This window comes from Mucilaginibacter sp. P2_D11 (assembly GCF_056404435.1).
Genome location: NZ_JBFUEA010000030.1, coordinates 19,942 through 43,395, shown reverse-complemented (window position 1 = coordinate 43,395; position 23,454 = coordinate 19,942). Strand labels below are relative to the sequence as shown.

The following is a 23,454-nucleotide window of genomic DNA, read 5'->3' as shown; positions in this document are numbered from 1 at the left end:
TTGTCAACCAGCTCTTCAAGGATAAAAGTAAAATCTATCAGTTCATTGATCTTGCGAAGAAGATTGTCTTTGGGTACGATCAAATCATACAATCCCGAAAACGCGCTAAATTGGATCTTTTGTTGTTGAGCTAACATCTGAAAGGCGTTCTAATACACCTTTAAAATACAAAAAAAGGAGCAGAAAGACAATCCTTCCTGCTCCTTTTTTACACCTCTTTTTCTAAAAGGACTTTTTCAGTGCCCTCCCTTCCCGGGGGCGCTCCTTTTTACCAAGAGTACCAAAACTGTGTATGATTATGAGCCGCGAGATACGATTCTGCCTTGTGACAGCTGAAAGCCAGCCCTATGCTACTGCAAATTTATAAATCGCGGTAGTCGAGATTTTGTCTCAAATCTATTAACAACCCTACCCAATGTCCCTCAGGCCCTCGCCAACGGTAATGTGGCTTAGTTCGGGCTGGTTATCGTAATTGATAAGCGGTCGCAACCTGGTTTCGGTGGGCTGCTTGTAGGGTTTCTCTATCACCTCTTCATTATAAGCACCGGTTTCTCCGGGGCGGGCGTAGCTATAGCCGAGGCGTTTGTTTTCTTCTTCTATAAAGGTGAACAAATCTCCCAGGGCAGCGTGCACTGCCTGTAAAAATTTATAGTTGGTTGAAGTGAGGCACTTGCCATTATCTTCAACACCTTTACCGGGTTCGCAAAAGTTTAGTTTGGTGATAACACCATTGGTCAATTCAACATCAAACTTACCTTCATTGTGCCAGGTTAAGTTGTTTTTTATCTCTCTGTAGTGGTCCATTTTGTTTGGTAATTATTTTTCATAGGGTATTTTGTGCGGGGCGCATCATTAAATATCGAAGGCCCTACCCATCCCGTTGCAATGTGTATGCCACATAGCAAAAAAACAGCTGCCAATCAGCCGGTTAGGCGTATTTATTTCAAACACTTAATTAAACATTAAAAAAATTTAAGCAGCATTAATAATTCTGTAGAAAAACCAGCGAGGCCGACCACCGCAAGCATTCAACCATAAATTTATAGTTATGCGGTTGTACAAAATAAACGGCATTGGCCGTTACTGTTCAAAAATGCATACACTTTTTGCTTGTTTATTTATGCCGATTTTTCGATAACTTACCATCCAATTAACCAATGGCCGCCAAACAAAAATTAGGGAACCCGTTTTTCATCACCGCTGTGTTGGTGCTGATTCTCAATGATTGGTACCTCAAAGCAAGCTTTCATAATGCCCTCACCGGCAAGTTATCTGATTTTGCAGGGCTTTTTGCTTTTGCCTACTTCCTGAGCGCGCTTTGGCCGCGCAGGGTAATGCTCGTACATGTGGTCACGCTGGTATTATTTATGGCTTGGAAATCGCCCCTGGCGCAACCATTTATCGATAGCCTTAACGGCCTGGGCATCCCGGTCAGTCGCGTGGTAGATTATTCGGACTACCTGGCTTTGTTTATCCTCCCGCTTTCTTATTACCTGTTTAACGCATCCGGCAGCTATCGGTTGAAGCCGGTTTTGCAAAGTGGGCTTATCTGCGTGTCGCTGTTATCTTTTGTGGCAACCAGCATGGTGCGCGGCAAATACACAAAAATTACCGGCATCAATAAAACCTACAGATTCAATTTCTCTAAGCGCGAGTTGGTTTCGCGCGTGAACTCACTGCAGCTGGAATATATAAAGGAATTTGATAAGTATGTACGCAGTCACAATAGCGGCAAAAGCCTGAAGATATCCCCCGATACCGCCAGCATCGATTTCGACAGCAAGACGAGTACGTTTTACTTCAGTAGCACTTCTAGCAAAAAAGATACGATAGCGAAACTGCTCGATTACGAGCGGCTGCAGGATGCCGACACCATCCGCCTGCGCACTATGCATTCAGATATCAATATCTCGGGCGACGCTACGCATTCCGAACTAAAATTACTTGGCGTGATGAGATACGTAGAACTTAAGGACAAAAGTGACGCGCAGGACAAAGCCGTAAGCCTCTTCGAAAAATGGGTAATTAAGGAGTTAAATAAGGGGTATGGAAAGTAAACGTACGCTGGATAAGGTTTTGCTTTGTGCCGATAAGCATGCAATTACTATAATAGACTATGTTTTTATAATTATACTATTATTGGTATACTGATACAACCCTTATTTGCACATCAGCCGCACGAAGGTTTTAGAACCACTATGCTTATTTCCAATATTGCGTTCCCTTTGTTGCAAGCCAGCTTCATCCCCCTGCAATTAAATCCCTAAATCGCATAAATCTGTTTAACGGCGAAGCCCTCTTGAACGCCATTAAAAACAATTATCTGGTGAAAAATCCCGGTTCTATTTCCTTAACTTTGCCAGCCATAAAATATACTACTATGCAATATGATGTTATCGTTATAGGTTCTGGTCCGGGTGGATACGTTGCGGCTATCCGCTGCGCGCAATTAGGCATGAAAACCGCCATTATCGAAAAATACAACACCCTTGGTGGTACCTGTCTCAATGTAGGCTGTATCCCATCTAAGGCACTGCTTGATTCTTCCGAACACTACCATAACGCTGCCCACACCTTTACCACCCATGGTATCAAACTGGATAATCTGGGTATCGATTTTGGGCAGATGATTAAACGTAAGCAGGAAGTAGTGGATGCCAACACCAGCGGCATCACTTATTTAATGAAGAAAAACAAAATCGACGTTCACCAGGGCGTTGGTTCTTTCAAAGATAAAAACACCATCATCGTTACCAAGGCAGATGGTACTGCTACCGAGTTGACTACCGACAAGGTAATCATTGCCACGGGTTCTAAACCATCCAGCCTGCCTTTCCTGAAGATAGATAAGAAACGCATTATCACCTCTACCGAGGCATTAACCTTAACCGAAGTACCCAAGCACCTGATATTGATCGGCGGCGGCGTTATCGGTTTGGAACTGGGCTCGGTTTACGCGCGTCTGGGTGCCAAGGTATCTGTCGTGGAGTTTATGGACGGCATTATCCCAACCATGGACAAGGGCCTTGGTCGCGAACTGCAGAAGGTATTGAAGAAACTGGGCATGGAGTTTTACCTGGGTCACAAAGTAACCGGTGCTACTGCCGAAGGCGATGTGGTAACCGTTACTGCCGACAGCCCTAAAGGCGAGAAAATAGAACTGAAAGGCGACTACTGTATGGTAGCCGTTGGCCGTATAGCTTATACCGATGGCCTGGGCCTCGATAAAATCGGTATAACCGTAGAAGAACGCGGCCGCAAAATTACGGTTGACGAGCATCTGGAAACCAGCGTTAAAGGCGTTTACGCCATTGGCGACGTGATAAAAGGCGCTATGCTTGCCCACAAGGCTGAAGACGAGGGCACCTTTGTCGCCGAACTTATTGCCGGCCAAAAACCACACATCAACTACAATCTGATACCGGGCGTTGTGTACACCTGGCCGGAGGTTGCTGCCGTTGGTTACACCGAGGAGCAACTGAAGGAAAAAGGAACCGCTTACAAAGTAGGTTCTTTCCCGTTCAAAGCCAGCGGACGTGCCCGCGCCAGCGGCGATTTAGACGGTTTTGTAAAAGTACTGGCCGATAAAACAACCGACGAAATTTTAGGCGTGCACATGATAGGTCCCCGCGCTGCGGATATGATTGCCGAAGCGGTTATCGCCATGGAATTCCGCGCCAGCGCGGAGGACGTAACCCGCGCCAGCCACGCCCACCCAACTTACACCGAAGCGATGAGGGAGGCTTGTTTGGCAGCGACCGAGAACCGCGCTATACATATTTAGGAGTTGCAGGATTTAGTTGCAGTAGTAGTTAGATTTAGGACTACTACTGCAACAGCCACTGCTACTAAAAAAGGGATGCAAGTAATACTCAATATCCTTATTTTACTATTCACTATTGCTGGCATGGAGCTGGCCTCCTGGGCTATGCATAAATACCTGTTCCATGGGCCGTTGTGGTTTATCCATAAAACGCATCACCAGCAGCGCCACGGTTGGTTCGAACTGAACGACCTGTTCAGCATCGGCTTTGCTGCGTTTGCGCTATGGCTGATGTGGCTTGGGCATGTCGCTTTAGATTACCGCTTTTGGATTGGTACGGGCATCAGCATGTACGGCACCATCTACTTCATCTTCCACGATTGGTTTATCCACAACCGATTTAAGGCTTTTAAAAGCAATAATCGATATTTATCGGCTATCCGCCGGGCGCATAAAATCCATCATAAGTCAACAGAAAAGGGCCCTTCGGAAGAGTTTGGCTTATTGGTGGTGGGGAAGAAGTGGTTTAGGTAATTGTCTGAACTCGGATTTTAAGGAAGTTATTGAATTAACAGAATTGAATATGCTAAATTCTAAAAATTCTTCCAATTCGATGAATTCGAGTTCGGACAAATCGCAGGCTAATCTAATCCCCAAAATTCCAGTTAAGTATAGGCAGTTTCCTTTTCTGGTTGGTGTTCCAAAGCCCGAACTGAATCCCCTTTAAATTGGTGGCATGATTAAATATCCCTATCTGGATACCCCTTGCTTTGCCGCTTGTATTGTTGAAGCCTATCTGGAAGCCCCGCATGGCATAGCTTTCGTTGATCATGGCCACCTGTATGCCATTGTGCTCCTGAGCCAAATTTATCATCACGCTTACCGAAACTCCGCTTACCCTACGGTTTATCTGGCCGATTAGCCCTGCGCTGATGCCATTAACAACACAATCGCATACGGTACCAGCGGGGGATAAATTGAAGCCGTTGATTCTTTCGGCTAGAGGCTCGGCCATCTTAGCCTTAAACTGCTCTTCGGTTTCGGCAATAGGGCTGCGGGGCATCAACGGCGAAAGTATGCCCAGGCCGATGGCCTCCAGCCGGATGCCATTGGTGTGCACATTGTTGATGCTATCCTGTGAGAGGACGGAGTATAGCCCCACCGAAATGCCGTTGATGGTTGAATTTTTCTCAAGGAAAGTGCCGACAGGGAAATGGCTCGCCCGTTTTTGCTGCTGGGCAAAAGCAACAGTTGTGTCTGATATGATAATGAGCAGTAATAATTTGAATTTCATCGTTTGTTTGTTTAATGAACTAATTTAGGCAAGCAAAAATTCATGGAGTATCCTATAAGAAGGGCCAACCCGGGTGGAGTAATTTTTAATGACTTTGGGTGAAGGGTAAATCCTATATTTATAATCTTTAAGATTTATTCTTCGCTAAAAAAAGTTGTAAAGCTAAATAAAACCCTATCAATCATCTTTTACATTATTCTTTATGGACACGCAACAGGTCAAGTTCTTCCAGGCTATCAGCCAATCCCTGCCCGAATATCAAAACCTGGCGCAAAACGTAGCCGAAGTGCTTGGCATCAGCACCAACGAAGCCTATAAAAAGGTTAGAGGCAAAAGTACTTTAAGCCTGCCGCAATTGGTAAAACTGTCGGATGCGTTCGGTACGCCGTTTTCGTACCAGCCCAACGATTTGTCCTCGGTTAGTTTCAACTACTTATATATAGACCGTGAAACGCCCAACATGCTTGCTTATCTGCAGGATTTGCAGCAAAACCTAAAAGCCATTAGGCAGCGGGCAGATAAGCATATCATGATTACTACAGATGATATACCCATCTTTCATTTCTTTAAATATCCGGAACTGACTTGTTTTAAGTTGTTCTTTTGGGCCGATAAGCCGGCGCTTAAATTTGATTATGAGGCCATCAGCGACGAGATTGTTGCCGTTGCGCAGGAACTGAATCGAATCTATCTCGAAATTCCGAGTACCGAAATATGGGCCAACGATGCTGTTTATGGTACCCTGGATCAGCTACGCTACGCTTTTGAAGCGGGGCACATCAGTGATAAAGCCCTCGCCGAAAAGATAGTGGAACAGGTGCGTTATTGCCTTACGGATATGAATATGTATGCCATCAGCGCAAAAAAAACCATCGACCCCGCGCATAGCTTTACCTGGTACAATTGCGATGTGCTGGGTAGCCTGGCCTATTTAGTAGAGTTTAAAGAAAGTATGCTGTGCTACAACCGCTTCAATACCTTTAATTACCTTAAAACCGACGACCAATTCTACTGCCGCCAAACAAAAGAATGGATGCAGGGGCTTATCCGCAAGTCGGTAGCCTTTAGTGGGCAGGGCGAAAAGTACCGCAATAAATTTTTGTACGCGGCCTTTGCTGCTTGCGATAAGTTGATTGAGGAAATTACAAGGGGATAAGGGAGATTGTCTGAACTCGAATTTTTTGTTAAATGTCTGAACTCGAATTTTAAGGAATTTATTGAATTAACAGAATAGAATAGTCTCAAATTCTGAAAATTCTTCTAATTCTTTAAAATTCGAGTTCAGACAAAAAGGAAACCTACGCCGCTACCACCTTCTTCCCCACCTTATAGCCCGACGCGGCATAATAGAGGATGAACAAATAAATTGGCAGCAATATCCAATAAGAAGATTGCGACGCGGCCTCGATGCCTTGCGTTTTCTTGAAATGGTCTACCAGCGCACCGTATATCGGCGGGAAAACTGCCGCGCCGGCGATGCCCATTACCAGTAAGGATGATGCTAATTTGGTAAACCTGCCCAGGCCCGATAAAGCCAGTGGCCAAATGGCGGGCCACATCAGCGAGTTAGCCAAACCTAAAAGTGCGATGCAGCTGATGGAAACATATTTGGGCGTAAACAGCGCTATGGTGGTTAGCACAACACCCAATATGGCGCAGGCAACCAATGCTTTTTGCTGCGAGAAATACTTGGGGATAAACAATATACCTACAACATAACCTATAACCATGCAGGCTAAAGTACCCGAAGCGAAATATTTGGCGGTAGAAAGCGCGATATGGTGGGATGTGCCGTAACCGATGATAGAATCGCCGGCGATTACTTCCGCGCCCACATAAAAGAACAAAGCAATAACGCCCAGCACCAGGTGCGGGAACTGCGTGATGCTGGTTTTGCCCGAATTGGCGGCAGCAACGGTTTCATCTTCGTGATCGGTATCAATTTCGGGCAGGCCGGAGAAGTAGATGAGCACCGCTAAAATTACCAGTATCACTACGATGAGGAGGTAAGGTACAATTACCCTGGAGGCCAGTTCGTTCAGCTGGATGAGTTTTTCGGCGGGGCTAAGTTTGGCAAGCTTGGCATCGAAACCGTCGAGGTTATTCAAAATTACGGCTCCGAGGGCCAATGGAGCCAGTACGCCCGCAAACTTGTTACAGATACCCATTATGCTGATACGTTTGGCGGCACTCTCGGGCGGGCCAACGATGGTGATATAAGGGTTTGATGCCGATTGCAAGACTGCCGAACCGCAACCCTGCACAAATAAACCAATCAAAAACACGGCGTAAACGCGGGTTAGGGCAGCCGGGATAAAAATCAACGCGCCAAGGCCCATCAGTACCAGACCCGCTACCATACCATTTTTAAAGCCTAGTAATTTCAATAGCCAGGCCGATGGCTTGGCCATGAGCAGGCAGGCGATGTAAAAAGAACTTGCCACCAGGTACGATTCGAGATTGGTTAACTGGCAGGCTATTTTTAAATAGGGGATAAGAACAGAATTTAGCCAGGCCACAAAACCCAGGATAAAAAATAAAGAGCCAATGATGATGATGGGGTTTAGTCCTGATTTTTTTGTTGCCGGGATTGCGGAATTGGTAACGACTGCCATAAGGGGATTTTAAAATTTGTTAATAAGTTAATGGAGTTACTAAAATAATTAAAAAAGCTGATGTTTTCTAATTTGGCTGTTTTATTTTGCGCCGAAAGCTAACTTTGCCGGTAATGAACATCCTCATCGTAAACGACACCCAAATACCGGCAACCACCTACGGCGGCACCGAGCGCGTGATTTGGTGGCTCGGGAAGGAGCTGGTGCGGCAGGGGCATAAGGTTACTTATTTGGTTGGCGCAGGGTCGAGCTGTCCGTTTGCCAAAGTATTGGCATACGATGCCTCAAAGGATATGAACCAGCAAGTGCCCGATGATATCGATGTGGTGCATTTTCAATTCCAGGTGCAGGGCTTTACTAAAAAGCCCTACTTGTGTACGGTTCATAACAATTCAGGCAGAGGGGGTATGGATATCAATTCGGTGTTCGTATCGGCCAACCATGCGGCGCGAAACGGCTCAACTACCTACGTTTATAACGGACTGGATATTGCCGATTACCGCCTGCCCAACCTTGCTAACAAACGCAGCTATACTCACTTTTTGGCCAAAGCCGCATGGCGGGTAAAGAATGTGCAAGGCGCTATTGATGTGGCCACTAAAAGCGGTAATAAGCTGGTGGTAATGGGCGGCACACGCCTCAACCTGAAGATGGGCCTGCGTTTTACACCGAATTTAAATGTGCGTTTTAAAGGGATGGTGAATAACGACCAAAAATCTGAAGTGATGAACGGCTCCAAGGCCCTGCTGTTCCCCGTGCTGTGGAACGAACCCTTCGGCATAGCCATTACCGAAAGCCTTTACTTTGGCTGCCCTGTTTTCGGTACGCCCTATGGGTCGTTGCCTGAACTGGTGCCGAAGGAGGTGGGGCTATTATCGAACAGTAAAGCCGTTTTGGTGGAAGGGCTAAAAAACGTTGCTAGCTTTAGCAAGCAGCTTTGCCACGAATATGCGATAGACAATTTCAACATCGCCAAAATGGCTGCGGATTATTTGAAGCTGTATGAGCTAATATTGAACGGAGGGACGTTGAACACTGTAGCTCCGATGCTATTAGAGCCGAACCAGCCGAAGTATTTGGCCTGGAATGATTAAATTGACTGCGGATGAGGAATTTTAAGATAAGCTTGGGGTATCGCATCATTTTGGTGGTTATAATATTTGTAACCGTTTTAGCCACTGTTATTTATTTTATTATCAGGCCAACACCTTTAGAACTCCTCTCAAAAGGCACCTGGTGTGTCGACCGCATTTATTATCAAAACGTTTTAATAGGACCCCGTACGAAGGTGTTTGTTTACCTGCAGGACGCTAACGGCAACGGTCCTTGTTTGGATGTGGCCGATTTTAGAGCGAATGGGGTTTTAGTACTTCCCGGAATTAATAGTTACGCCATCAATGGCACCTGGAAAATGGATGAAAATGGCAATTTATTAATGGATGCAGATTCTATCAAAAACGTTTTTAACGGAAAATACGAGATTAACGTAACGGAACAATTCCTGCAATTGAGGAATGGGAATACAACAATACTGGCCCATAAGGACAACTACACATTCCCTAATCCGCTTGACGATCTGCTGAAATGGCAAAGAGAACAAGGTGGAAGGCGGTATTAATATCTGGCATATCGTCTAAAATTACGCAAAGGGAAACTCTATTTACCCTGGAATAAATAAATAAGGATCAGATTTGTCAACTTTTTAAAAGTTGACAAATCTATCATTGCTTCTTTTTAATGGGCCATTGCTTTTTGTAAAGTTTGTCAACCATGCCGCTAAATTCCGGACTAAAAACCCGCTCGGGTACCCCGCCTTTTTTTAAATCATAAAGGTACTGAATGGCCGCAACGTCAACGTCTTTCCCTTTATACGTGCTATCCCGCCGGGTTTCCATTAGTATCATTCCCGTTTTTTTTATCATTTCCCAGTTTTCTACATTGGTGCCTCGCGGCGATATCTGCCTGAAATTGTTGCCTTCCTTATCGCTGATATATAAGTAATCGGGGTCTTTATCGTCAAGCTTTCCATCCTTGTTTTGGTCTTCGGAGATTATCGTATAAAATATAAAGCTACCCTGCTGAACAGCGCCTGATTTATCGTAAGGCGCATGGCCCGATTGCGAAGAATATGCTGATTTGGTGTAATCGGTATTATAAGAGTTAATAATCATTCTTTTATTGTTATCGAGCAGATGATATTTTCTGGTGTTAGTATTATAAAATGCGATGTTCCAAAAAGTGACTGAGCGGGCGTCACCACTACTTGAGTACGACCCGCTATCGTCTTCTTTCTCTTCGGTGATATGCGGTAGCGGATACATTACATTTTCCGAGCTATCTATTTCTACCGGCCCTGACGTATATAATTCGGGAGGCGCAGGTTTTCCGGGTACAGCGGTAGTATCAGAGGGATTTACTTCGGGCTTATCTCCCGAGCCCGATTCGCAGGCGGCCAACAAAAGGCATATGGCAGGTATCAATATTTTTTTCATAGATGTTCGTTTTCTTCTTTTGACGCGGTTTCTTCATTAGCCTGGGGATTATACCCGGTCGGGCGCGTCGGCTCCCTCCTTGTCTTCTCTATTAAATTAACAACCGCTCGGTTATTAGTTACAAGCAAATAACCTACTAATATTTTACAGACGTCAAAAAACATCGATGTAAGGTCTGCACCCGGGCCCATTTTGTCGAAGGTTTGCGACCGGTAGTAGAAATATACTTCCCTGAAAAACACTGGGAGCGTATTCATGATCATTAGCGCCCCTACGATAATTACGGCTATTGCTATAACAGTAGAGCGATGGATATTGAGGCTGAATTGCTCCTCTTCGAACCGTTTATCCAATTTAAGTTTGTCTATTACCTGGTCGGGCCTGAATATCAATAACCGGATGATAGCCACGTACACTAATAAAATGATCAGTGAGCTAAGAATTACTTCCCAGTTTTCGTATCTAAACGGAGAGGGGGATGCGGGATAAAACAACAGGAAGAATTGCGGAACTACATCAAAAGCGTGGAACAGTATCCAAACGCCAACCAACTTTAAAAGGACGATCCAAAACGAACGTGGGGACATAATAATTTTTGATAAGGTTTACGTTGCAATATAATAATAATGGCTTAACAGGTTGCCAATACTGGCAGGTTAAATTTGCATAAAGGGAACATAAACCCTGTGTTTCGTAGGAACTAAACAAGTTTAGTGGAAAAAGCAATCACCTCTCCCGACGGCCAATTACCTCAAAGCGTATATTATTACGTTATCGTCGCTGCTATATTGGTAAACATCGCCGGCATAGCCATCCCTTTTTTTACCGATGACCCCGCCTTGTACGCCATACTTGCGCGCAACATGGCTCGAAGCAACAACTTTACCGACCTGATTTACCACGGTCGCGACTGGCTGGACAAACCCCATTTCCCCTTTTGGGTGGTGGCTATCAGCTTTAAAATATTCGGCATAAACACCATTGCTTATAAGCTGCCGGGCTTGTTGTTTTACGGCATGTCGGTTATTTATACCTATAAACTCTGCCGCAAATTCTACGATGCGCAAACCGCGTTGCTGGCTGTATTGATATTGCTTACTGCCCAGCACGCCATCATGTCGAACACTGACGTGCGCGCCGAGCCTTACATTATGGGCCTGCTGATAGCCAGCGTTTACCATTTTTATGAGCTGAAGGAGAAATTCAGTATTATGCACCTGCTGCTGGCCACGGTATTTGCCGCCTGCGCGGTAATGACTAAAGGCATCTACCTGCTTATCCCCATCGGCAGCGCTATCATTGGCGATTATGTGTTCAAGAAAGATTACAAAGGGATGCTGCAATGGCGATGGCTGCTTTCGGTAGTGCTGGTATGCTTGTTCATACTGCCTGAGATATACACTGTTTACGTACAATTCGATTTGCATCCCGAAAAAATGGTTTTCGGGCGTACGGGCGTATCGGGCATTTGGTGGTTTTTGTGGGGTAGCCAGTTTGGCCGTTTCAATAATGATGGCTTTATCAAAAACTCGCATGGCGACCCGGCCTTTTTTCTGCATACGCTTCTATGGGCCTTCGCGCCATGGGCCATCGTTTTCTTTTACGCGTTAGGTAAAAAAATAAGAGACATCATTAAAGGAATTGCCCAGCCCGAGTATCTCTGCCTTACCGCATCAGTGGTTATGCTACTCATCTTCTCCATATCAAAGTTCCAGCTGCCGTTTTATACCAATATCCTGTTCCCATTCTTCGCGGTGATTACTGCCGGGTTTATCCGCCCGCTAATCGCAGGTGCCGAATTGCGTTTTTTCAAGATTAGCCAATACATCATATGCTGCTTGTTGCTGGCAGTATTTGCAGCTATCAGCTTTTTGTTTGCGCCCGAAAAGTTGTGGATTGCGATTGTATTGCTTTTGATAGGAGCTCTGGCCATTTACTTTATTTACCGGCAGGGCAGGGGAGGCTATCAGTCCGTGTTCTTATTGAGCTGTGTGGTGATGATAATCGTTAATGCCTGGTTTGTGCTGATATTTTATCCTCAACTGGTAAGCTATAAAGGAGATACCGTAGCGGCGCAATATGTAAATGCCCATTACCCCGGCAGGCAGGTAATATCCACCGCGCCGATGGCCGACAGGTTCGATTTTTACATGCAGCAGCCGGTGGCCTATGCCACGCCCGAAGATATCATAGGCAAGGGCTTGCCCAAGGGCAGCCTGGTTTTCGCCAACGATGCCGCAATGGATAAGCTTAAGAACAGCCCGCTACGCATGCACGTAGTTAAAGTATTCGATAACTACTTTGGTGAGAATTTAAAGCTCAGTTTCATTAATAAAGCCACGCGGCAAAGTGCCCTGGTTCATTTTTATTTGATAAGTGTTGAGTGATGCTGAATCTTAAAATCAAGGCTTCCTCAGTTGGCTCAACTTTTCGGTGGCTTGCCTTTTGGTTTCCTCATCGCCATATTTCAGGGCAAGTTCATAGTATTTAATGGCGTTCGGTTTATCGTGCATGTTCATGTGGCAAAAGGCGATATTATTAAGCACAATGTAATCCTGCGGGTTTATTTTTTCGGCTTTCAAAAGCGGGACAAGCGCACTGGTATAATCAGCCTTTATCATATAGCCGATAGATAAATTAGATAAACTCTCCACATGATCGGGATGATACTTCAAAACAGTTTGGACAATGGTTTTAATATTGCCGGCATTCTGGTCACCCGCTTCAAAAAGCTGCATTACGTAACTTTGTACGGTCGAGAGCATGAATTCTTTCGGCTCATCCAGCGGTTTGTTGTCGGTCCATAGCCATTTCAGGTCGATGGTTTCGCCATAATCTATGGCTGCCACAATTTCTTTGGTGAATGCGTCATAGTTTTTGATGCGCCCTAAAATATATACTTTACCGAAGCGCAGATCCAGCCTTGTAGGGAATTTGGCTATTGCCGTATCGATATATTTAAAACCCTTAGTAAGATAAGTCTCGTTATGTGCGCTAGTGCCACTGATATAACCCGCAACTTTTCCTGTGCTGTCTTTTACTTGTATAGCGTCGCCGGCGGGTGCATCTTTGGTTAAGCTTATAACCTCTTTCAATCCTTCCTTTGCATACAGGTTATAATAGGCCACATACATTTCGGGGTCGTTTGGGGTGGCTTTTTGCCATTTGCCCAGCAGGTTTAAGGTAGCCTGCACGTCGTCTTTGCCTATTAGTTCTTTGAAACTTGCTTTATAATCCTGCGCCATGGCGCTTAGGCATGACAAGCAGGCGATGATAAAAAGGGCGACAGATTTAGGTTTCATTTGTTTGTGCTGAATTTTTGTTCAAGATAATAAAATCTGTTTTAAGCCCAAACGGGTCGGCAATTTTTTAAAGGTTGCCAAATCTTAAATTTTTCCGAAATTCGCCATCATGCTGCAAATACAGGAAAACGTATCGCTTAAAAACTTCAACACTTTCGGTATAGATGCCAACGCCCGCTATTTTGCAGAGATAAGTCATGCTGATGAATTGACCGAACTTTTTGCCGACCCGCTCTGGCTCAGCATGCCACGCTTAGTTTTAGGTGGCGGCAGCAATATGCTGATGGTGGCCGATTTCGGTGGCCTGGTTATCCGCCTTAACATCCGCGGTATTGAGCATCGCATCAGCCACGATGATGTTTTTGTAGAAGCGGGCGCAGGCGAGGTATGGAACGATCTGGTAAATTATTGCGTAGATCATGGCTATGCGGGCATGGAAAACCTGAGCCTCATCCCCGGCTCGGTAGGGGCATCGCCCATCCAGAACATAGGTGCTTACGGCGTGGAGCTGAAAGATGTTTTCGAAAGCTGCCAGGCTTTTGAGATAGCATCGGGCAGTATTAAGACCTTCAGCAAAGAAGATTGCAAGTTCGGCTATCGCGAAAGCGTATTCAAAGGGGAACTGGCCGGGCAGTATATCATCGTATCGGTAAAGTTTAAGCTGTCCTTAAAACCCAATTTCAATTTAAAATACGGTGCTATAGAGCAAGAACTGGCAGCACGCGGCATCAGCGAGCCTACGCTAAAGGATGTATCGCAGGTGGTGTCGCATATCCGCGTATCTAAACTGCCCGACCCATCTACCATCGGCAACGCAGGCAGTTTCTTTAAAAATCCGGTTATCAGCGCAGCAGAATTTGAGTCAGTTAAACAAAACTTTCCTGATGTTGTTAATTATCCGGCAGGCGATGGGCTGGTAAAACTGGCCGCAGGCTGGCTGATAGAACAATGCGGCTGGAAAGGCAAAACCGTTGGCAACACCGGCACCTGGAAGAACCAGGCATTGGTGCTGGTGAACCACGGCGGCGCAACGGGCGAAGAAGTGTACAGCCTTTCGTCGCAAATCATAGACAGTGTGTACACTAAATTTGGCGTTACCCTACACCGCGAGGTGAATATTGTTAATTAATATCTTTAACTATAAAGATATTTTCTCAACCCTCTATAAGCTAAGCGTTTAAAAGCCGAAATGTTTTAAATTGTTTTCTGATTTTCCCGCGCTGCGCTTCTTACCGATTAAATGCCTAAAAGTGCTGATTTATAGCTATTTGAGATAATGTGCGTTCGTAAACGGGCTGAAATGCTTCTTACGACTGGTCTTTTGGGGCATTCTAAAATTCGCTACACTTTTTATTAGTGGTATCATGTTTGAATACTATTCTGTACAAAACATTAACAGAATGACAAAGATTGAGTTTAACACCCTGGTATTACGTCAAGCAAGTTCATTAAGGTCATACGCCTTACACTTCACACATGACGCAGACGATGCTAACGACCTTGTTCAGGATACAATGTTGAAAGCCATAACTTATTACAATAAGTTTAAAGAAGGCACAAATTTGAAAGGCTGGTTATATACCATCATGAAGAACACCTTCATCAACAATTACCGCCGTTTTGTTAAAATGAGCACTTTTGTTACCAAGAGCGACGAGATTTCTTCTCCGAACCTGGTATTCAGTTCAACCAAAAATCAAGGCGAAGCCAAATTTGTGATGGACGATATCAAACGCGCTTTAGACCGCCTGCCCGCAGATTACTATGTTCCCTTCACCATGTATTTCGAAGGCCATAAATACCACGAGATTGCCGACCACCTAACCATCCCTATCGGTACCGTAAAAACCCGCATACACGTAGCCCGCAAGCTGCTGAAGAAAAGCCTTAAAGCTTACGATAACGGTATTGCAAAACCTGTTTACGCAGAAAACTAAGCACATAAACTCAACCCTATATAAAAGGAAGAAACCCGCTTAAATGGCGGGTTTTTTCGTTTATAAAAATTACGAGGTAGTAATCCTGATGCCATCAGGATGGCATCGAGGCGTTTTTCAAAATCCGGCGCCATAAAAATTAACCCTGGAGGCCTTGCCGGTTTCAGCGAGAACATCGGTAGCGCCCGGCTTATTCACTGTAATTATTATTAGTGTATTATTAACACTTAATTATAATAAAGTTCGAAGTATGTGGCGGGTTAAGAAATCATGGAGGGTGTGATGCGTCGTATAATTGGATTATTTTAGTAAAAGTGATGCGGGGTGGGCTGGTTTAGACCGGCTAAGTTGAAAAAAGCCGCGCGCTGTCTTTTTTGCAATATTTTAAGTGTTTATTTTACAATTAATAAAATTTGTGCATATTTGGTTTCGATTTGTTTTACACCAATTATAAATTCGCTTGCGCGCCCCCGGGCAACCGGATGAAACCCTTAACGATTATCGAACCACCTAATATTGCCCTAATGAATATTAACAAGAAAAAACACCACGCAATTTGCCTGCTGCTTTTTGCCGTTTCACTTTTGCCGATGGCCGCGAAAGCTGCCGGTAGCCCGGCGCAGGCCGACTCGGCATACCTTTTTGCTTATGCATCGGCCCAAAATAACCATGATGTAGGCTTGCAACTGGCCTGGAGCGTGGATAAAATAAAATGGGAAAACATCGGCAGCAACTTCGGTTTCGTAAAAAGCGATTATGGCCCATGGGGCAGGGGGAAAAAGATGTTCAACCCCTTCTTGTTTCGCGATAGGGCTGGGTTGTGGCATTGCATATGGGGCCTCGGCAACGATATACGCGCTTTTGCCCACGCCGCATCTGCAGATTTAATCAACTGGAAAAGGCAAAGCTATCCCGCAATAACTAAAGGCGATGCATTCCTTAATCCATCTGTTGCGTACGATGCTGCCCAAAAGGTTTATCATATTATCTATGCAGATAAACAAGGCAAGCACTACCGCATCAACACTGCAGACTTTAAAGCGTATTCCGCCTCGCAGGATATGCCGGATGCGGTAGTTGTAAACCAAACGCAAAGCCTTAACCTTTCAGAGGGTACCGAAACCGGCAACATAACTTTTGTTGCCGGGCCGGTGGTTGATAAGCTATTGAATACCTTAAAGCAACGCCAGCGTGCAGGCGCACTGTTCAGCGAAACTTTGCGCAAGGATAGCGCATCCTTTATGGGCCTTAAACCGCTAAGCGTAAGGATAAAGCCGCAAACTGCTACCGCGAAGCCCATAAGCGATATGCTCATCGGGATATTTTTTGAAGATATTAACTATGCTGCCGATGGCGGGCTGTACGCCGAAATGATACAGAACCGCGATTTTGAGTACGCCCCTGCGGATAAATCGGGCCACGATGCCAATTGGAACAGCACCTACGCCTGGAAAGCGCAAGGCGATAACATCAGCCTTAAAATTGATTCGATATCGCCCATAAATACTTACAACCAACATTACGCAGTACTGAGCGTGAAGAAACCAGGCGGCGTGCTTTATAACACCGGTTACGATGGCATCGCACTGAAAAAAGAGGGCAAGTATAGCTTCACCTTTTTCGGCAAAGCCGATGGTGCTTCGCCCCGAAAAATAAAAGTCAAACTGGTTAGCACAAAGCTGGGCGTGGTGGCAGAAACGGTTATCAACCTAACATCAACAGGGTGGAAGAAGTGGGGCACTACATTGGTATCAGCAGCAACGGTGACTGATGCCGCGCTGTATATCGAACCGCTTTCGGCGGGTGAACTTGCACTCGATATGGTATCGCTGTTCCCGGCGAATACATACAAGAACCGGCCGAATGGCATGCGCGCCGACCTGGCTGATGCCATAGCCGATATCCATCCGCGATTCGTGCGCTTCCCCGGCGGTTGCGTTGCCCATGGCGATGGTCTCAACAATATCTACCGCTGGAAAAACACCATCGGCCCGCTGGAGGCCAGGATACCGCAACGCAACCTTTGGGGCTACCACCAAAGTGCAGGCCTGGGTTTCCATGAATATTTTCAGTTTTGCGAGGATATTGGCGCTGCCCCTGTGCCGGTTATAGCGGCTGGCGTGCCTTGCCAAAATTCATCGACCGGTGGCGATGGCCAGCAAGGCGGCATACCCATGGCAGATATGCAGGCTTACATACAAGACATTAACGACCTGGTAGAATATGCCAACGGCACCGTAACCACCAACTGGGGTAAAAAGCGGGCGCAGGCGGGCCACCCCAAGCCATTCAACCTAAAATACATTGGCATCGGCAACGAGGATTTGATTTCGGATGTTTTCGAGGCCCGTTTTAAGATGATATTCAACGCGCTTGCCAAAAGCCACCCCGAGATAACAGTGATAGGTACGGTTGGTCCTTTCCACTCGGGTACCGACTTTGTGGAAGGCTGGGATATAGCGGGCAAACTTAAAGTGCCCGTTGTAGACGAGCATTATTACGAAAGCCCGGGTTGGTTCATCAATAACCAAAGCCGCTACGATAGTTATGACCGTACAAAATCAAAAGTGTACCTGGGCGAATATGCGGCCCACGCCCCCGGCGGCCAAACCAATTTAGAAACCGCGCTGACCGAGGCGCTGTACCTCACCTCGCTGGAGCGTAATGGCGATGTGGTGAAAATGGCATCTTACGCGCCGCTGCTGGCCAAAGAAAACCACACGCAATGGAACCCGGATATGATTTACTTCAACAACACCGAAGTGAAACCAACCACGGGCTATTATGTGCAAACCATGTTCGGTAAAAATGCAGGCGATATTTATATGCCATCGGCAGTTACCCTGAGCGATACCGCAGCTTCCGTGAAAAAGCGCATTGGTATCTCGGTTGTAAAAGACAAGCAAACCGGCGATGTCATCATCAAGATGGCCAACCTTTTGCCTGTTGAAGTAAACGCGGGTATCGACCTTAGTGGCTTCCCATCCTTATCGGCAACAGCTACCAAAAGCGTACTTACAGGCAGCCTGGCAGATAAATTCCTGAAACCAAACACTTCGCAGATAAAAGCACCGAAACAATTAGCCCAAACGCTGCCGGCCTATTCCTTTACCGTAATACGCATACCCGCAAAACCGGTAAAATAGATACTGCTATTAACCATTAGCCTGCCTTGCGAAAATTGAAACAGCAGGGCAGGCTAAACAAATTGGCCGGTGTGCTAATTGCGATACATCCATGCTGCCAGCAGGTAATTGTATTTGAAATAAGCTGCGCCGGGGGCGTTTTTGGCATTGTAAACGAATAACGGCACATGCGCCTCATAGCCCGAGCCATGGCTGCGGTAATGCGCATCCAGCTGCTCCGATTCGGCGTTTTCCAGGTAGCCGAATACGGTAGTTTTATCGGCCAGCACCATCAGGTCGCCAATACGCTCCGGCATCAGGCCAAACCGTTTTGCGGCCTGCGCACGTGTCAATACCGCCTCAACGCCTTTTAGGCAGAGGATAGTCTTCTTTACCTTTTCAAGGTCTTTTTTATCGTTCAGGTAAACGTATGCCGCGCCGCCCATGCCGCGGTGGTGCTTTACGTATTTGTCCTTTTCTGGCGATATCACGATTTTCACCGGCGCATTGCGGGCCTGCAGGGCTTTTTCCAGGTCCCAGCAGAGGCTTTTGCTGTTCAGGCCATGGTCCGCAGTAATCAGGATGGCTGCATCGGGTGCAATTTTCCTTAGCTCTCCTATGTATTCGTCTACATGATGCAGGAAGTCTTTGGCATCGGCACTTTCGGGTGGCCACATGTGCATGGGGTAATCGGTAGTGTGTATGTAGATGAATCCCAGATCAGGGTTGTTCTTGATAGTGTAAATGGCCGATTTAAAAATCCAGTAAGAGATTTCTTTGGAATAAACATCCGGCGGCGCGCCAAATTCCTTCGCCCATACGGTGCTGCCCGCGCCGTCGCATTCGGGGCATAGGCTGATGTCGGCAAAGCCGCCCATCAGGTCTACCGTTTTCTTTTTACAGGAGAACAGGGCCGATTTTACGCCCAACTTTTTTGCCTGCTGGAAGATGGTAGGCGTAAGGATAAGTCTCGGGTCTTCTATGTATTCCTCTTTTTGCGTTTTGGGGTTAAAGAACACGTTGCCCGTGATGCCGTTTTTTGCCGGAAGGTCGCTGGTGGCAATGGCAATGTTATTTACGTTGGTTACGGCAGGCATCAACGATGGCACCACTTTGTAAATACCGGCCTTTTCCAGTTGGTTAAGGTTGGGCATATCCGCGTTGCGGTAATAGTCGTTGCCGAAGCCATCCATCATAATGATGATGGTGCGCTGTGGTTTTGCTGCTGTTTGTGCGTTTGCTGTTTGCAGGGATAAAAGGCTGATAGCCAGGCAGAGGCCGATGTGGGCGAAACATTTCTTCATTTTTTGGGGATGGGACAGGGCCTAAATTAAGGCATGGCTATCTTAGCCTCCTCAAAAAATTAAAAACATAACATTGCCTTAATATTGGCGAAGCCAGAAATAGTGTGGCTGAGCAGGGTATTGCCGACAGGCCGCAAAGGGAGGATAATCACCTTAACTGCTTGCCTTCACCTTTTTGCGGTATTCGTTTGGCGAGGTGCCCATCAGTTTGGTAAACATCCGCGAGAAATAGTACTGGTCCTCTATCCCCAGGCTGATGGCGATATTTTTGATAGACATGGCCGTGAACGAGATGTACTGGCAAGCCTTCTGTATCTTCAGTTGGTTGAAATACTCTACCGGCGAGTACCCTGTTTTTGCGCGGAAAATAGCGGAGTAATGCGATTTGGATAGCTTGGCGTGGCTGCTCAGTTCGTCCAACCGTATCATGGTATTGATATTTTCCTGCATGTATTGGATGCTCTTCTCTACAATGTCCATGTCGGCCGGCTTGTCTTCGGCCTGGTTGAATTTATCCTCGTAAATCAACGACGACAGAAAGTGCGAGAATATCATATTCACATAGCGCAGGGCATCGCTGCTATACCCTTTTTCCAGGTTAAAGCATATATCCTCGAACAGCTTGATACGGTTTTCGTTGAAGGATAGGTACGGCTTGTAGTTTTCGGAGTTCTTCAATATCAGGTCTATGATGAAGGAAGCCACTTCTCCTTTAAAGTGTATCCAGTATATCGTCCATGGTTTATCCATATTGGCGGCATAACGATGCGGCGTATTGGCGGGTATGGCAATAAATTGCGATGGCGAAACCTCTACTTTTTTCTTGTTGATCTCCAGCCAGCCGTAACCCTCGGTACAATAGATAATGATGTGCTGATTGATGCCATGCGGCCGCTCGGCGTAATGGTGCATGGCCTTTGGGTAATAGCCAATGTCGGTAATGTAGATTTGCTTGGTAACCAAATCCTTGCTCAGGAAGTTGGTGATGATTTTTTTGGGCAGCACAATGAGTTTCTGCCCTTCGAAGCCATCACGGCGCCGCAGTACTGTAGTTTTCGCCATGGGAGAGTATTGGTAATTGGTTATTAGCGGTAATGACGGGTAGCCAGCCGTTATGCAAACATTCACAATTTTTTTTAAATCGGCCTTATCCGTAAGCAAATAAATCTAAATGCGGTCACCGTAATAAAATCCATCAAGTCCGTAATATTGACTATTTTATTATCTCATTTTATCCATCACTTTTACATCGTAACCAATTAACGATACCAGCTACACCGGCGGCCTTTATCAATATTTCCGTTTGGGCGGATAGGCCCTCTTGTAGCCATATAAAACTGTAGATGCCATACTTTAACACAATAGCACGCAACCGTAAAATATCCACAAGCTGTCTGGCGGTATGGGCAAGTCTGTGTGCCGTCATCCTATGCGCACATAGCCTGCAGGCGCAACAGCTTGCTAAAAACGCCGATAATACCAGCATCAGCAGTCCGCAGCTCAAAATCACGGCAGATATAAGCACAGGCGTGGTTAATTACACATTCAGCAACGGCACGCATATAAATAATGCTATTGCCTATGTTAACGATATAAGCACCGGTTATCTACCCAGCACCGACCTGGCCGCCCATACCTGTACGGTAGAAAATATCAACGACAAGATGGGCCAAGGCCTTTGCCTCACCCTAAAACATAGCGACGCGAAGCACGCTATCAGTATCACGCAGCAATTCACGCTTTATAAGGGTAAGCCCTACGCGCTGGTAAAGGTTACGGCAACATCAACAGGCAAACCTATAGAAACAAGGGATATCAGTCCGCTGGCTATATTGCCTGCGCATAAGGGCCTGCTTTTTATCCCCGGCACCGAGCCGCGTATATTAGATGTCCCCTTCGATAACGACGACTGGACGCCCACCGTGGAAAGACGCTGGCCCGCCGCAGGCCAACCCAAAAGTCAGGGCATCAGCTACGAATTCCTGGCCGTTTACGACCAGGTGAAGAACAGCGGACTTGTGATAGGCAGCATTAACCACGATTTCTGGAAAACAGGCCTCGCTTACCAAACCGGCACGCAGTTGGGTTATGCAGATTCGTTAAAAGTATTCGGCGGTGCAGCTACGGCAGATAACCCCGCCCTTAAATCGGGCTATGGTGGCCTCGATGGCACGCACGACCATGCCGAACACGGCACCATGCTGGGCCAAACAGTAAGCTCGCCAACGATATACCTCGCAGCGTCCGACGATTTGCACGAAGCATTCAAGGATTATGGCCGCGTAAATTCCATCATCAACGGTAAACAAACGTGGGATGCGCCAGCGCCTGTTTACTGGAACAGCTTCGGCGTAGAGGGCGTTTTGGGTTACGAAACGGTGATGATGCCCCCGGCGGTAAACCAAATCTCCGATTTTCTGCATAAGATGCCCAATTTCAGCGCGTATTCTAAACCCGTGCTCAGCATCGACTCGTACGACCAGGGCATCTACACTACCGAAGTATTGAAGGAAATTGGCGAATACGGCGCAAAGAACGGCCAGCAAATGGGCTTTTATTTTATCCCCTTTGCCATGTGGAGCTGGAAAGATAATATCAAAGGCAACAAACTCCCGGGCGGTAACTACCTGTTGGAGGAGGTACTGCTACACGATAAGGACGGCAAACCCATTATGTATAAAGACGGGCAATGGGGCGCTTACGCCATGGACCCTACGCACCCGGCAGTGCGTTTGTACATCATCCAGCAGCTAAAGAAAGCCAAGGCCATCAACGCCAAATTCCTCAAGATAGATTTCCTTACAGCCGGTGCGCTGGAAACGACCAAACGGTACGATCCAAAAGTGCGCAGCGGCATGCAAGCTTATGATTACGGCATGAAAACGCTGCGCCATTTGGTAGATTCTATCATGGGCAAGGATATTTTTATCACCCAGGCTATCTCGCCGCTGTTCCCGCATCAGTATGCGCATACCCGCTTCGTATCTACCGATGTTTACTCGCACCTGCGTGATGACCAGAAAGGTTTTCCCGGATGGGGGAGTACCGAATCGTCTCTGGCTACCGGTTCGCACATGGGCTGGATGCAGGGAACACTGTTCCCCTACACAAATCTCGATGTGGCCATCATGAAGAACTTCCAGCGCAACCCCGACCTGACCGAGCAGGAAATAAAGGTGCGTCTGTATGCCATGATGGTAATGGGTAGCATTCTGGGTGATGGATCCGACTATCGCAACCCCATAGCGGCCTACCGCGCGCAGGCCTTTCTGGATAATAAGAATATAGCGAAGTTTTTCAGCGACCCTAAGGCATTCATCCCCCTTAAAACTGCCGACGGCGACAGCTACGACCAACAGCTATCTTTCTACTTACCCGGCGATAATACCATGCTGGCCCTGTTCAACTTTCACTGGAAAGACGACTTCAAGCAAACCTTTAGCCGGGCCACGTTGCACCTCGCCGCAGGCAAAAAATACGAGCTGCGCGATTTTATGAACGATAAACCGATAGGCGAATTAGGGGCTGACAAACAGGAGCTTACCCTACAAGCCAGCCCCGGCGATGCGGTGCTGGTAAAATTCGTCGCGATTGATTAATCAACAAAATAAGTTTAATATTA

General features: G+C 46.4%; 19 protein-coding genes. 11 read left to right on the top strand and 8 right to left on the bottom strand.

The features are described from left to right. Positions 1–408: 408 nt before the first annotated feature. Positions 409–804, bottom strand: a complete 396-nt coding sequence (locus AC1DXC_RS26615) for a hypothetical protein (RefSeq protein ID WP_477462217.1) — start codon at positions 802–804, stop codon at positions 409–411. Positions 805–1,157: 353 nt separating this feature from the next. On the opposite strand from AC1DXC_RS26615, the gene AC1DXC_RS26610 reads away from it, so the two are divergent. From AC1DXC_RS26610 to AC1DXC_RS26600, 3 genes are all read left to right on the top strand, one after another. Then, on the top strand, positions 1,158–2,057 hold the full coding sequence (locus AC1DXC_RS26610; RefSeq protein WP_477462216.1) for a hypothetical protein: 900 nt from the start codon (positions 1,158–1,160) through the stop codon (positions 2,055–2,057). A gap of 323 nt (positions 2,058–2,380) precedes the next feature. After that, positions 2,381–3,784, top strand: coding sequence for a dihydrolipoyl dehydrogenase (gene lpdA, locus AC1DXC_RS26605; protein WP_477462215.1), 1,404 nt, complete (start codon positions 2,381–2,383; stop codon positions 3,782–3,784). A gap of 75 nt (positions 3,785–3,859) precedes the next feature. Beyond that, the gene (locus AC1DXC_RS26600; protein ID WP_477462214.1) at positions 3,860–4,297 is read left to right on the top strand and encodes a sterol desaturase family protein; all 438 of its coding nucleotides are present in this window, start codon (positions 3,860–3,862) and stop codon (positions 4,295–4,297) included. Positions 4,298–4,409: 112 nt separating this feature from the next. Here AC1DXC_RS26600 and AC1DXC_RS26595 read toward each other — a convergent pair whose 3' ends face one another. Then, positions 4,410–5,057, bottom strand: coding sequence for an LA_2272 family surface repeat-containing protein (locus AC1DXC_RS26595; protein ID WP_477462213.1), 648 nt, complete (start codon positions 5,055–5,057; stop codon positions 4,410–4,412). 202 nt (positions 5,058–5,259) lie between these two features. On the opposite strand from AC1DXC_RS26595, the gene AC1DXC_RS26590 reads away from it, so the two are divergent. After that, positions 5,260–6,213, top strand: coding sequence for a helix-turn-helix domain-containing protein (locus AC1DXC_RS26590; RefSeq protein ID WP_477462212.1), 954 nt, complete (start codon positions 5,260–5,262; stop codon positions 6,211–6,213). Between the two features lie 142 nt (positions 6,214–6,355). Here the strand turns inward: AC1DXC_RS26590 and AC1DXC_RS26585 are convergent, their stop codons facing one another. After that, complete coding sequence (locus AC1DXC_RS26585) at positions 6,356–7,672, bottom strand: sugar MFS transporter (RefSeq protein WP_477462211.1); 1,317 nt, start codon at positions 7,670–7,672, stop codon at positions 6,356–6,358. A gap of 113 nt (positions 7,673–7,785) precedes the next feature. On the opposite strand from AC1DXC_RS26585, the gene AC1DXC_RS26580 reads away from it, so the two are divergent. Both AC1DXC_RS26580 and AC1DXC_RS26575 read left to right on the top strand, forming a co-directional pair. Then, on the top strand, positions 7,786–8,766 hold the full coding sequence (locus AC1DXC_RS26580; protein ID WP_477462210.1) for a glycosyltransferase: 981 nt from the start codon (positions 7,786–7,788) through the stop codon (positions 8,764–8,766). 11 nt (positions 8,767–8,777) lie between these two features. Then, complete coding sequence (locus tag AC1DXC_RS26575) at positions 8,778–9,290, top strand: hypothetical protein (RefSeq protein ID WP_477462209.1); 513 nt, start codon at positions 8,778–8,780, stop codon at positions 9,288–9,290. Between the two features lie 103 nt (positions 9,291–9,393). Here the strand turns inward: AC1DXC_RS26575 and AC1DXC_RS26570 are convergent, their stop codons facing one another. Both AC1DXC_RS26570 and AC1DXC_RS26565 read right to left on the bottom strand, forming a co-directional pair. Continuing rightward, the gene (locus AC1DXC_RS26570; RefSeq protein WP_477462208.1) at positions 9,394–10,164 is read right to left on the bottom strand and encodes a hypothetical protein; all 771 of its coding nucleotides are present in this window, start codon (positions 10,162–10,164) and stop codon (positions 9,394–9,396) included. Then, entirely contained in the window at positions 10,161–10,751 is a 591-nt protein-coding gene (locus tag AC1DXC_RS26565; RefSeq protein WP_477462207.1) for a hypothetical protein, read from the bottom strand. The genes AC1DXC_RS26570 and AC1DXC_RS26565 overlap by 4 nt, the downstream gene beginning before the upstream one ends. 126 nt (positions 10,752–10,877) lie before the next feature. Here AC1DXC_RS26565 and AC1DXC_RS26560 point away from each other — a divergent pair, with 126 nt between their 5' ends. After that, entirely contained in the window at positions 10,878–12,551 is a 1,674-nt protein-coding gene (locus AC1DXC_RS26560; RefSeq protein WP_477462206.1) for a glycosyltransferase family 39 protein, read from the top strand. Positions 12,552–12,566: 15 nt separating this feature from the next. On the opposite strand, the gene AC1DXC_RS26555 is transcribed toward AC1DXC_RS26560, so the two are convergent. Continuing rightward, positions 12,567–13,466, bottom strand: a complete 900-nt coding sequence (locus AC1DXC_RS26555) for a tetratricopeptide repeat protein (protein WP_477462205.1) — start codon at positions 13,464–13,466, stop codon at positions 12,567–12,569. 109 nt (positions 13,467–13,575) lie between these two features. On the opposite strand from AC1DXC_RS26555, the gene murB reads away from it, so the two are divergent. From murB to AC1DXC_RS26540, 3 genes are all read left to right on the top strand, one after another. Beyond that, complete coding sequence (gene murB / locus AC1DXC_RS26550) at positions 13,576–14,595, top strand: UDP-N-acetylmuramate dehydrogenase (protein ID WP_477462204.1); 1,020 nt, start codon at positions 13,576–13,578, stop codon at positions 14,593–14,595. Between the two features lie 271 nt (positions 14,596–14,866). Then, the gene (locus AC1DXC_RS26545) at positions 14,867–15,403 is read left to right on the top strand and encodes an RNA polymerase sigma factor (protein WP_477462203.1); all 537 of its coding nucleotides are present in this window, start codon (positions 14,867–14,869) and stop codon (positions 15,401–15,403) included. Positions 15,404–15,927: 524 nt separating this feature from the next. Beyond that, positions 15,928–18,549: an alpha-L-arabinofuranosidase C-terminal domain-containing protein gene (locus AC1DXC_RS26540; RefSeq protein WP_477462202.1), complete on the top strand. Its 2,622-nt coding sequence runs from the start codon at positions 15,928–15,930 to the stop codon at positions 18,547–18,549. Between the two features lie 74 nt (positions 18,550–18,623). On the opposite strand, the gene AC1DXC_RS26535 is transcribed toward AC1DXC_RS26540, so the two are convergent. Beyond that, positions 18,624–19,832: an alkaline phosphatase family protein gene (locus AC1DXC_RS26535; RefSeq protein WP_477462201.1), complete on the bottom strand. Its 1,209-nt coding sequence runs from the start codon at positions 19,830–19,832 to the stop codon at positions 18,624–18,626. A gap of 153 nt (positions 19,833–19,985) precedes the next feature. Then, positions 19,986–20,894: an AraC family transcriptional regulator gene (locus AC1DXC_RS26530; protein WP_477462200.1), complete on the bottom strand. Its 909-nt coding sequence runs from the start codon at positions 20,892–20,894 to the stop codon at positions 19,986–19,988. A gap of 281 nt (positions 20,895–21,175) precedes the next feature. On the opposite strand from AC1DXC_RS26530, the gene AC1DXC_RS26525 reads away from it, so the two are divergent. Further along, positions 21,176–23,431 carry a hypothetical protein gene (locus AC1DXC_RS26525; RefSeq protein ID WP_477462199.1) on the top strand — a complete coding sequence of 752 codons (2,256 nt, stop codon included), beginning with the start codon at positions 21,176–21,178 and terminating at the stop codon, positions 23,429–23,431. Positions 23,432–23,454 lie beyond the last annotated feature (23 nt).